Raw genomic sequence first — 11,789 nt, forward strand, 5'->3', positions numbered from 1 at the left:
TAACTAAGTCTCTCAAAAAAACCCGGTTTCTCGCCACCCACGCACCATCCCAGAAACCGGGTTTTTACGATTTTTTCCGACAGTAACTAAGTCTCTCAAAAAAACCCGGTTTCTCGCCACCCACCCACAATCGAATCATGATAAAATAAACATCGGTGTCACTCACAACTCCCCACAATGGACGAAACCCGCGCCCAAGCCTACCTGCAACTAATTCAAACTCTCCTGAATTGCCCAAACGGAGACGAACCGCAGATATTACAAGCTAACTTAGAATTACTAGATGGCGGATTTCTCCAAGCTTGCGAAGTCATAGCAGAAAACTTGAGACAGCAAGGACAGGAAAATCCAGCTAGTTTCTTGCGAAATCTGGCCAGTCAGCTAGGGGAATTCTTCGATACCAACGATGAGGGAGATAGCGATGACTCTGAAGGTGAAGATTCCCAAGAGTATGTAAACTTTATCCTACAATTATTGCAAGCAGAACAAGATAGCAATAGCGATGTTGCCGTAGTTTACCCTATTCTCGCTCAACGGCAACATCTACTCAATCTCCGTTTTGCCGAAACTTTACAGCAAGTAGCACAAAATTTAATTGCCGGCGAAAATACAGAAACAATTGCGTTTATTGTCGGCATTATTGAAAATTTAAGTATTGATATTAGTAACTTTCCGCTAGGAAGTAGAGCGAATAATCTGGAAATTGCGATTACTGGTTATCAAATAGTTTTAAATAATCGGGAACCGGGAAGCGAAAAGTTTGCTCAAACCCAAAATAATCTGGCAAATGCCTACAGAAACAGAATCAAGGGAGAGAAAGCAGAGAATATCGAAGTTGCGATCGCATATTACACTGCTGCATTAACCGTCTGCACCCCCGATGCCTTTCCCCAAGATTGGGCAACGACGCAAAATAATCTGGCAACAGCCTACAGTGACAGAATCAAGGGAGAGAAAGCAGAGAATATCGAAGTTGCGATCGCATATTACACTGCTGCATTAACCGTCCGCACCCCCGATGCCTTTCCCCAAGATTGGGCGATGACGCAAAATAATCTGGCAAATGCCTACAGTGACAGAATCAAGGGAGAGAAAGCAGAGAATATCGAAGTTGCGATCGCATATTACACTGCTGCATTAACCGTCTACAAGCCCGATGCCTTTCCCCAAGATTGGGCAATGACGCAAAATAATCTGGCAATTGCCTACATTGACCTAAAAGATAACTTAGCTGCAATTCAACATTTTTGCTCTGCATTAGAAATTTTGACCCCCTCATCATTTCCCTTAAGCTGCATTAAAGCAGGGCGCAACCTCGGCAACTTTGCCTTCGAGCTCCAAGACTGGGAAAACGCGATTTACGGCTACGAAAACGCCATCACCGCCGCCGAACAAAGCCGCGAATGGGCAACTTCCCAACGCAGCAAACGCCAAATCCTCGAAAAAGCCTTGCCCATGTACGAGAAAATGGTACTAGCCTGCATCCACCTCCAACGCTACGAAACCGCCCTCCTCACCGTCGAACGCAGCAAATCTCGCACCCTCATCGAACTCCTCGACAACGCCAACCTCTACCCCAAAAACAGCACCCCCGCCCAACAACAACAACTCACCCAACTCCGCCGCCAAATTGCTTCCCTCCAGCAACAACTCGACACCAACCAACCCCCAGAAGAAACCGAAACCACCACCGAAACCAACACCGACACCCTCAAAGAAAAAAGCAATATTTCCACAGCCAAATCGCCCCAAACCAGCGATTCCCACCTCGAAGCCCAACTAAAAACCCTGCAACAGCAAGTCACTCAACTGCTGAGAGAAATCAATGACCCCGATTTCAACCTCACCCAACAAGTCATCCCCCAACTACCCGACTTCACCCAATTCCTCGACAGCCAAACCGCCCTCATCGAGTGGTATCTCCCCCCAAACCCAGACTCCGGCTTCCACGTCTTCATCGTCACCAATCCCATAGGAGATCCCCCTAAATCCCCCTTAAGAAGGGGGACTTTGAGTGAAGAAGATCCCCCCCTTGTTAGCAGGGAACTTCCAGTCCCCCCCCTTGGTAAGGGGGGGCTAGGGGGGGTTCCCCTCCACATCCACCACATCACCTTCACCCCCGAACAACATCAACAACTCAACACCGACATCGCCACCTACCTCAGCGACTACGGCCAACCCACCTGGGGCCAAGCCCTCAGCCAGCGTCTAGACACCCTAGCCGCCTCCCTGCATCTCAACCAAATCCTCGCCGATGTCTCCCCAACCATCGAAAAACTGATCCTAATTCCCCACCGCGACTTACATTTATTACCGCTACACGCCCTACCCGCAACCCGCAACTTGCCAAACAACGAAACCAAAACCGGCTATTTGCTTGACATCTATCCCAACGGCATCCAATACAGTCCCAGCAGCCAATTTCTGGAACGCTTGCATCAACGAAAACGCCCGCCCCTCAATGACATTCTGCCCTTGTTCGCCATCCAGAATCCCACGGAAGACCTCAACTACACCGAAATTGAAGTTGAAGAGATTTCCCGCCGCTTCAATCCCCACGCCCACATTTTGAAGCGCCGCGAAGCTACCAAAATCGCCTTTAATTCCGCAGCCACTCTCGAAAAATTAACTGCTTCTCACTACGCCCATTTTTCTTGTCACGGAAGTTTTAACTGGGAGAATCCGTTGAATTCGGGTTTGGTTTTCGCTGGAATATTGGAACCCGCGCAGCCCCCCTTGGTAAGGGGGGAGCAAGATGTAGAGGCAGAAAGTGACACCAAAATCCTCTCAGAAGCACCCCAGACTCTTTCTGATCCCCCCCAGCCCCCCTTGGTAAGGGGGGAGCAAGAGGTAGAGGCAGAACCCTCCCAGCCCGCCTTGGAGCAAGAGGTAGAGGCAGAGGTTCGCAGTTATGTTACTCTGCGTGATGGTCGCCGTTTTCCGACTGATATTCAATGTCTGACACTGAAGGAAATTTTTGCTAGTCTGGATTTGCCTTTGTGTCGCTTGGTTAGTCTCTCGGCCTGCGAAACTGGATTGGTAAAGAGACTGATCACCGATGAATATATCGGTTTAGCTAGCGGTTTTCTGTATGCCGGTGCTAGTAATGTAGTTAGTAGTTTATGGCGTGTCAGCGATTTTTCAACGGCTTTTCTGATGATTCGTTTTTATCAAAATCTGAAGAACCCGGATTTGTCGGTTGGTCAAGCTTTGCAAGGTGCTCAATTTTGGTTGAGAACTATTACTCGAAAAGACTTTTTGGCCTGGTTGACAAATGAGGTGAAAATGGCAGAAGATGGAGTTGATGATATTAATATTTTATTGCAGCGTAATTTTCCCAGTCAACCTTTTGATAAAATTGCTTTGGAGATTCTAGATTGGTGCGAAAAATACCCCGAAATATATCAGCTATTTAAAAGTGAAAATTGGCAAAAAGTTCGCTGCGATATGGTTGGCGAAGACGACATAGATATTCCCCCTGCACCCGCGCACAATGAGGCGGAGATTATTCGGAATCGGGACAGAATTCAAAAAATAATTCAGGAAAATCAGGAACAGCCAGAACAGGATTTACCCAGTAATCCAGAACAAGATTAACCGCAATGTCCAACGAATCCGATCCGATTTATTATGCCTTAAATGTTAGCTTGTTTGCATTCACCCTGCAATCTGGCTCATATTTAGATTCACAAGAACTAATTAACGAATCTCCCACAACTTTTCAGCATAAATATGAGAAAATCTTAAAAGATAACTTTAGTTACAAGCTGAATTTTCCTGATTCATTCCCACAAGTTCGGCAAGATTTGCCAAATTCAGACAACTACGAATTACTGAATAACCGCACCAAAGGGACGCGACAATTTTGGCTGCTTTCCAGTAAAGACACAAACCAAAATCCGATTCAGCCTAAACCGTTATATCGTCTGTTGGTGTATCCACAGAAACTTAGCGATACCTTCGCTTTGTTAATCAATATTTTTCGCCCGCAAGCTGAAGGTTTTGATGGGGTACAATTAACTGAAGTTGGGGAATTCAATCCGAATCAATGTTTGACTCTCAAAAATGACCCGCATTTTATCGGAGAAACTTACTTAATCACGGCTTATCTGTCTCAATCCCAGCCAACTAACCCGGAATCCTTAAAAACTCATGGGGAAAATTTGCTCAAGCAATTATTCGGTGATGTTTGTCCTGATTTTTATCAAGCCGATATTTTTTTAGATGGTTGCATTTTGGAATTTAGCAGACCGAAAAAATCGCAAATTCGCTATTTTGTGCTGTTCTACTTTACTGATGCGACTTCGGAACAACTCAAGGAGATATATTGGGATTTGCCGGAACTATTCTTATACTATCATAAAATTACGAATGTTTTCCAAAAGAGTCGCATATATTCGGATGAACTCGATAAATTAATCCGAGAAGAAATTGAAAGCAAGTCAAAATTGCTAGGTGATTTGGATTTGGCGACATTAAAAATTCAACTCAAGGAACTATTGAAAACTGTTCCGAAATATACTTCACAACTGCGGAATCTTGAAGACTGTTTTAATACTCTGAATATTCATGCCCGAAATTATCAACTGAAATTGAAGCGTTTGCAAGGTCAAGTCAAGGATGAACTGGATATATTTGGTCGGTTTGCGGAACGGGAAAGCGAAACTTTTAAGTTGCAAATTCAAGCTGATTTGAATTATTCTAAACCGGGTTCTCAATTGCTGGATCAAGCTATTGCTAGTATTCGCGGTTTGGTGGAAATTGACCAAGCTGAGTCCGATCGCCAATTACAACAAACTTTACAGGATAGTGAGAAAGAAGACAAGAAGCGCGATCGGGATTTAGAAAATACGATTCAAGCCGTCGGTACCGGTATCGGCGTCGGTGTGGGTTTTGCGGGAATCCTAGCCGCCGGCTATCCCTTAATCGAAAAACCTTGGGTTTTACCCTCTCCCCAACATCCTGTGTTACCGCCTCATCCCTTCATTGTCGCCGTTGTAGTTAGTTGTTTGTGCGGTGGTGGCTTGGGATGGTTGGCTTGGTTTTTCACTAAGCGCCACCTCAAGGCTAAATCCTCATCTGTCGAAGCAATTCCACCTGGTTCGGATTAAGCGCATCAAAACCAAAGAAACCGGGTTTTTTCCAAATTTGGGAGTTGTCACTCAATCAGTCGCCAAAACCCGGTTTCTGGGCACTCTCCCACAATCTAAGAAACCGGGTTTTTTGCTGAATTTGGGAGTTGTCACCAAGTCTGTCGCAAAAACCCGGTTTCTGGGCGCTATCAAACAACCTTAGCCCACTCTATCCAGGTTTCCATCTGGCGGAAACCTACTGATTTGTAAAGCTTTGTCGCCCCTGTCAAACTGTCAGCATCGACGCTGAGTTTGGCTGTGTTTGCACCGGCGGCTTTTAACCTATGCAAACCAGCCAGTAGCATGGCTTTTCCTAAACCCATTTTCCGATAGTCGCGCCGCGTACCTAATAATTCAATCCAGCCGTTTTTTGTGCTGCTATTGGGGTTTTTTTGGGGTTTGATTTGACAGTCGCAGAAAGCTGCAAATTTGCGATCGCCCGAAATGGCAATTAAGTCCAATTCTGGCTGATAATTGGGGTCTTGCATCCAGTAACGCACGGTTTCCGCGGTTAAGTCGTGGTGATTCCAGTGATCGATGAATGATTGGTTGAACATCTCTACCCAAGGTTCGATGTCTTTTTCGCCTGATACGTGTGTCAGCGCAAAGTTTGCGGGGAATTCCGGTGTGGGAATGGGCTCGCAGAGCGATCGGGCCATGGTCCAAAAATAGCGATCGACTCCAAAGCCCTGTTTTTCAAATAGTATAATTTCGTCGGTTTGATCCTCACGGCTGTAGATACGCAATTTTGCAGGTAAGTTGCGTTGTTTTCCTACTTCGCCCAGGCGTGTTTCTCCCCATTTAATGATGTCTTTTTCTAAGCCTTGACGCCGTACATTGGGATGCACGTAAAACCAGAGACAAGCTTCTATTTCATTTTGGGAATCTGGCATATCTAACAGTGCTAAACCGATAAGTTTGTAGTTACCATCTTCCCACAATTGGACATCGCGGGCTTTGTCCAGTTTGGGTGCATCTAAGATTAGCTTTAGTTCTGTTGCGGAGACTTCTTCGCCTAGTTTATCGATTGCTTCGCAAGCGTCGATCAAATTGGCGATCGCGCACCAGTCAGTTTCGCCCCGGTAGGAGCGCATTTTTAAGGTAGTCATAAAAAACTTACAATCCGTAAATTCGGAATGTTGCTATTAGTGGTTATTGACAAATGAGTACAGTAATTCGGACATTTTTCACAAATGTCAGTAACAGGTAAGATGCCTGTTCTACAAGCAATGACAGTAGTTGGGAGAATGGTGTTGATAAAACTCAGAAACCTGTTTATATCACCCAGGCTTTCAGGTTTTATCTCATAGCGCAATCATAAAAATAGGTTGGCCCTTTTGGGTTAGTTTTGGATGTGAGTATTAGATTTAATCAGCGCTCTCTGGCGTTACCGAGCTTGGTGCTGGAGTAACTATCGTTTGAATAAACTTGGTTAAGCTAAGTAAAGAAGTTGTCACCCCCACTGGGTAGTTGATTTTTACTTTTGCTATCTAATTCAACTATAACCATAGTGGTTATTTTTGGCAAGTTTCCTATCGGGGGAGTCCTGCTATTATTAACGAGGGTGAAATTTAGCCTAATGTTAAACTAACGTTAAACTAGAAATTTTGATTGGTATAAAATCAATATGCTCGACAATCTCGATCTAGATATCTGCCTGGACAAAGAAACCTATGATGCCAAGATAGAAGTTTTAATGCAGCAGTTGCGATCGCTCCAACAGGCTTGCTGGGAAAAAAAACTGCCCATCATCACTGTGCTCGAAGGTTGGGCTGCTGCGGGCAAAGGAACTCTAGTCAAAAAAATGGTAGGGTATATGGACCCGCGGGGGTTTGCAGTCCACCCGATTTGGCCGCCCTCAGCAGCAGAGCTGGGCTATCCTTTTTTGTGGCGGTTTTGGCAGAAACTCCCAGCCCGCGGTCAGATTGGTTTTTTCTATCACAGTTGGTACACTCATGTTTTAGAAGACCGATTGTTCGATCGCGTATCAGACGCTGAAGTACCCACAGTCATCAGACAAATCAACGCCTTCGAGCGCCAGATGGTAGATGACGGCGCAGCAATTGCCAAATTTTGGATACACCTGAGCAAAAAAGAGCTCAAACATCGGCTCAAAAAACTAGAAGACGACAGCCTACAAGCTTGGCGAGTGCGACCCGAAGACTGGAAACAAGCCAAAAACTACGCAGAATACAAAACTTTTGCCGAAGAAATGATTGCGCAAACCGGCACGGGGCCAGCACCCTGGACCTTAGTAGAAGGCGACTGTCAACGTTGGGGGAGAGTCAAGGTTTTAACGCAAATGGCCTCAACCATTACAGAAGCCTTAGACAGACAAACGATGCAATCAGCACCGATACAATTGCCGCATCAAGAACACTTACAACCTACGGAACCAGACTTACTCGCCCAAGTAGATTTAACTAAATCGCTGTCCCCAGAAGAATACAAACAGCAACTTCGGGAAGCACAAACCAGTTTTGGCAAACTGCAACAAAGCATCCACGAAGCAGAAATCCCCGTGTTAGTGCTGTTTGAAGGTTGGGATGCCGCCGGCAAAGGAGGAGCAATCAAACGGTTGACGGATGTCCTAGACCCCCGCAGTTATACAGTCAATCCCTTTGCGGCACCGACAGAGGAAGAAAAAGCTCACCAATATCTGTGGCGATTCTGGCGGAAGTTACCAACGGCGGGGAAAATTAGCATTTGCGATCGCAGTTGGTATGGTAGAGTTTTGGTCGAGCGAGTCGAAGGATTTGCCACCGAACCGGAATGGCGTCGAGCTTACCAAGAAATCAACGAATTCGAGGAGCAACTCACCAGTTACGGTTGTGTCTTAGTTAAATTTTGGTTACACATCAGCCCGGACGAGCAACTAAAAAGATTTACAGAACGACAAAATAATCCCTTTAAACAATACAAACTGACTGAGGAAGATTGGCGCAATCGCCAAAAGTGGAATTTTTATGAAGTCGCCGTGAATCAAATGATTCAGCGCACGAGTACCCCCACTGCTCCCTGGACACCAATTGCAGCGAATAACAAGTATTATGCTCGTGTTAAAGTAATTCAAACGGTAACGCAGGCAATTCGGAATCAACTGAAACGCCGATAAATTGGCAGCGGTGAATTTGTGACAGGTAAGGGGAAAAAATAGCAGGTAGCAGGCAAAAGGCTTCAATTGTCAATTCTCCCTGACTAGGCTCGACTCATTACCAATTACCAATCAACCATTACCAGTTATCAATTACCCACTAACTAAATACAGACAATATTGCAAGATGTTTGTACTGCTAGCTCGAATTCTATTTCTATTCCTGTTGTTCTCACTAATCAAATCTTGGTGGGATCAGTCAGGAGGCAAAGACAATCCATTATTAGACCGGTTGCGTGTCTTATTGCTGATCAGCCTTTTGCTGCTGGCCTTTTTTGCCCCCGACACCCCCGTCGGAGCAGCGATTTTTGGTCTCATAGCTTTCTTCTTTAAGCCGCTAGGTTTTTCGATTACGTTGCTGGTGATTGCATCGGCATTGATCACTAACGGAGGCATCCGCAACCCGGCACCGAGAATGATTCTGGCTGCGCTGCTAGTTTTGATTCTTTCGAGTATGCCAGTTGTGGCTTTGTGGTTCGCAGACCAAGCAGAACGGGAAGCCGCAGCGGCTGTCCACACAACTTGCTGCGACGAAACTGCTGCGGCCATTGTCCTGTTGGGTAAGGGCACGACTCAGCCACATATCCCCAACCGGGTGTCTATTCAATTGACAGATACAGGCAATCGCTTGCCCTATGCTGCGGTGCTTTACAGGAAGCAATTAGCACCTTTGGTCATCGTTACCGCAGGGCCTAGACCGGAGTTAGAGAATTATACTGGCGAAGCGAAGGATATCCAAACTTTGCTGGCAAGCAACATGGGTGTTCCTCGCAGTAGCATTATTCTCGACGAGAACGGTAGGAACATACGCACCAGCGCTGAAGAAGTCAGAAAAATTTTAGATAGTCGGGGCGTGGAACGGAAGGTACTGCTGGTTACTTCTGCGATTCAGATGCGCCGTGCTAGCCTAGCTTTTGCTGATGTGGGAATCCGAGTGATTCCGAGAGCTACGGATTTCTACACTTTTCAACCCACATCAGGAGGAAAGTCGAGGCTGCGTATAGATGCGGCTGATTTTCTGCCCAGCGCAGAAGCTTTGGTAACTACGACGCGAGTATTCGATGAATATCTTGGGTCTTTTTATTACTTTTTGCGTGGCTGGCTGGCTCCTAGCGCCTAAAATGGCATCTAACGGTCACTGAGCGCAGGGGGACACTCAACTTAGTCGAAGTGTCGAAGTGTGCTTAGCCCACAGTGACTGCTCCCCAGATTGGTTTAACATCTGACTAGAAGGAGACCTTTGTGGGGAGCTATATTTTCTCATACCGATCGGATCGCCGGCTGCTAAGTTGGCAACTAATAAAAACAGGACCCAAAAAATATTTGTTTCCCATCCAGGGGCTGGTGGTTTCTTGGCTGTTTCTACTGCTTTGACTGACTCGACGTTGACTTTGATGTCTAGTTTGCCTTCAATCTCTTTGCCTTTGAGAACTCCGTCGTTGCAAACACCCTTAAATATCATGGGAGCTGGTTTTGCTGCTTCTGGTTTCGGTGCTTCGTCTGCCATTTTTGTGTCCTGATTTTGGTAGATACGGTTGGATAGTAATTTCTCAGTAGTTCGGGGGGTTTTCGGGAAGGATTCTGAATTGCGAATCGGAAAATTCCATTCCAGAAATACCCCTACTCCTTGCCGAGGCTGAAAAATGACAACCTGAATGGGTTTCAAGCTGCTGCTGGTGGTTATTGGGTAACAACTTTGGCTTGAGGCTGCTATTTATGTATCGGAAGCAAGGGTGGGTTTTTATGCAAATTACCGATTTTTATCAAAATTTTATTTAATAGTCGATGAATAAAATTGGAGGCAGAGCCTCCCGATCTGCGTTACCAGGCTCAGTCTGGTAACGAGTCGTCTTCGTTGTTGCTGTTTCCTGAATTTCCTCCCATCCCCCTTCCTTCCTGGAGGCATACTTTGACCAAACCCACAAATAAACTATCTCGTCTGCAACCAGAGCAACTGCAAGCTTGGGCAACAGAGGCTATTAATCGCAGTCTGTCCGGTGAAATGCCAGGGTACATACCCCTGCTTGTTGAAGCCGATCCAAGTGAGTTTGCAGTACAAATTAGGTCAATTGATGGTGATTTTTTGGGCTTTGGTAAGGCCGATAAAATATTTCCGCTGATGAGCGTAGTCAAGCCATTTGTGCTGCTTTATCTGCTTTGTGAATTGGGTGAAACAGTGGTATTTGAGAGGGTTGGCTGCGAAGCTTCGGAACTGCCTTTTAATTCCCTGGCTCAACTGGAAATAGACCTGGGGAAGCCGAGAAATCCGATGATTAATAGCGGGGCGATCGCCCTGGCATCTCTGCTCCCTGGTGAAAATGCGGTTCTTCGCTGTCAAAACCTGTTGCTTTGGCTGAATCTCAAGGCAAATATTCAGTTATTTATGGATGAATTAATGTTAGATTCAGTGAGGGCAAATCCCAATCAAAATAATCGGAACCTGGCCTTAGAAATGCAAAATTCCGGTGTGATTCAAGATGCTGAAATTGCTTTGGAAACGTACAATCGGGTCTGTTGTTTGTCGGGAAATGTGGCTGCTTTGGCTAAGCTGGGAATGCTATTGGTCTCTAGGGGCGATCGCACCATGGCAGAACAGGGCCGAAATGTCAAAGCATTGATGGCAACTTGTGGCTTATATCAAGCATCGGGGCGCTGGGCGTTGCAAGTAGGATTGCCTACGAAGTCGGGAGTTAGCGGGGCTGTATTGTCGGTGATTCCGGGTGTAGGGGCGATCGCCTGTTACAGTCCGCCCCTAGACAAAGAGGGAAATTCTGTAGGTGGCTTATTTCTGTTGGAACGAATCGCGAAATCTTTGGGACTGAGTGTATTTGACTAGATAGGCTGAGCCTGGGATACCAAAAACCAGGCTTCTGGGTCAGGATTGGTGGAAAAACGAGAATTTTTGCAAGAAACCGGATTTTTGCGCGGGGAGGACTCAGGGAAAAGAGCTGTTGAGATGTAGACGGCCAACGGTAGAATGGACTGTGGAATATAGGTAATATAGAGCAGGAGAACATTTTAGCGTGGCAATAGAAGTAGGACAAAAAGTTAAGGTGCGCCGTCTCAGAGATCGGATACCTGCAAATATCGTGAGCAAGTTGAAAACTAATCCAGTGGGTACTGTTGACGGTTTCAAAATGGTTGACGGCAGTGGAGTAGGGGTGGTTGTCAAGTTTGACGGTTTTGTGACTTGGTTTTTTGAAGACGAACTGGAAGCGGTTTAGCAGAAGGAAGAAGGAAGAAAAACCCCCTAACCCCACGGCGGTTTCATTCTGGAAAAAACGAGCGCTCGGTAGGGGTAGTGCCCCCGTGCCTACCCCCCCACCAACCATTTTCCGTCATTTCAGAGATTGGGGCAGCCACGGGGGGCGGCCCCTACAAGAGCAATGTTACAGCCCTGGGGTAGTGGATGGTGCGTGCCTACCCCCCCCACCAACCATTTTCGGTCATTTCAGAGATTGGGGCAGCCACGGGGGGCGGCCCCTACAAGAGAATGAAACCGC

Annotated in this window: 8 protein-coding genes; 6 read left to right on the forward strand and 2 right to left on the reverse strand. The window is 46.3% G+C overall.

Annotated features, from left to right (window positions below):
• Positions 1-177 precede the first annotated feature (177 nt).
• Both AAFP14_RS16470 and AAFP14_RS16475 read left to right on the forward strand, forming a co-directional pair.
• Positions 178-3,597: a CHAT domain-containing tetratricopeptide repeat protein gene (locus AAFP14_RS16470; RefSeq protein ID WP_341733325.1), complete on the forward strand. Its 3,420-nt coding sequence runs from the start codon at positions 178-180 to the stop codon at positions 3,595-3,597.
• 5 nt (positions 3,598-3,602) lie between these two features.
• The gene (locus AAFP14_RS16475; RefSeq protein WP_341733326.1) at positions 3,603-5,111 is read left to right on the forward strand and encodes a hypothetical protein; all 1,509 of its coding nucleotides are present in this window, start codon (positions 3,603-3,605) and stop codon (positions 5,109-5,111) included.
• A gap of 170 nt (positions 5,112-5,281) precedes the next feature.
• On the opposite strand, the gene AAFP14_RS16480 is transcribed toward AAFP14_RS16475, so the two are convergent.
• Entirely contained in the window at positions 5,282-6,241 is a 960-nt protein-coding gene (locus tag AAFP14_RS16480; RefSeq protein ID WP_341733327.1) for a GNAT family N-acetyltransferase, read from the reverse strand.
• 518 nt (positions 6,242-6,759) lie between these two features.
• Here AAFP14_RS16480 and pap point away from each other — a divergent pair.
• Both pap and AAFP14_RS16490 read left to right on the forward strand, forming a co-directional pair.
• A complete protein-coding gene (pap, locus tag AAFP14_RS16485) occupies positions 6,760-8,247 on the forward strand; it encodes a polyphosphate:AMP phosphotransferase (protein WP_341733328.1) in 1,488 nt (495 codons plus the stop codon).
• Between the two features lie 166 nt (positions 8,248-8,413).
• Entirely contained in the window at positions 8,414-9,406 is a 993-nt protein-coding gene (locus tag AAFP14_RS16490) for a YdcF family protein (RefSeq protein ID WP_341733329.1), read from the forward strand.
• A 36-nt stretch (positions 9,407-9,442) separates the two neighbouring features.
• Here the strand turns inward: AAFP14_RS16490 and AAFP14_RS16495 are convergent, their stop codons facing one another.
• Positions 9,443-9,952 carry a hypothetical protein gene (locus tag AAFP14_RS16495; protein WP_341733330.1) on the reverse strand — a complete coding sequence of 170 codons (510 nt, stop codon included), beginning with the start codon at positions 9,950-9,952 and terminating at the stop codon, positions 9,443-9,445.
• Between the two features lie 129 nt (positions 9,953-10,081).
• On the opposite strand from AAFP14_RS16495, the gene AAFP14_RS16500 reads away from it, so the two are divergent.
• The gene (locus AAFP14_RS16500; protein ID WP_341733331.1) at positions 10,082-11,122 is read left to right on the forward strand and encodes a glutaminase; all 1,041 of its coding nucleotides are present in this window, start codon (positions 10,082-10,084) and stop codon (positions 11,120-11,122) included.
• 187 nt (positions 11,123-11,309) lie between these two features.
• Positions 11,310-11,510 carry a cytochrome b6f subunit PetP gene (gene petP, locus AAFP14_RS16505; RefSeq protein ID WP_341733332.1) on the forward strand — a complete coding sequence of 67 codons (201 nt, stop codon included), beginning with the start codon at positions 11,310-11,312 and terminating at the stop codon, positions 11,508-11,510.
• The last annotated feature ends 279 nt before the right edge of the window (positions 11,511-11,789 follow it).

This window comes from Microcoleus sp. EPA2 (genome assembly GCA_020882975.1).
GTDB lineage: Bacteria > Cyanobacteriota > Cyanobacteriia > Cyanobacteriales > Microcoleaceae > Microcoleus.

What these genes read in the sequence shown, in the direction of transcription:
- AAFP14_RS16470 (WP_341733325.1), top strand. Translation starts at nt 178, where the DNA reads ATGGACGAAACCCGCGCCCAAGCCTACCTGCAACTAATTCAAACTCTC.
- AAFP14_RS16475 (WP_341733326.1), top strand. Translation starts at nt 3,603, where the DNA reads ATGTCCAACGAATCCGATCCGATTTATTATGCCTTAAATGTTAGCTTG.
- AAFP14_RS16480 (WP_341733327.1), bottom strand. Translation starts at nt 6,241, where the DNA reads ATGACTACCTTAAAAATGCGCTCCTACCGGGGCGAAACTGACTGGTGC.
- pap (WP_341733328.1), top strand. Translation starts at nt 6,760, where the DNA reads ATGCTCGACAATCTCGATCTAGATATCTGCCTGGACAAAGAAACCTAT.
- AAFP14_RS16490 (WP_341733329.1), top strand. Translation starts at nt 8,414, where the DNA reads ATGTTTGTACTGCTAGCTCGAATTCTATTTCTATTCCTGTTGTTCTCA.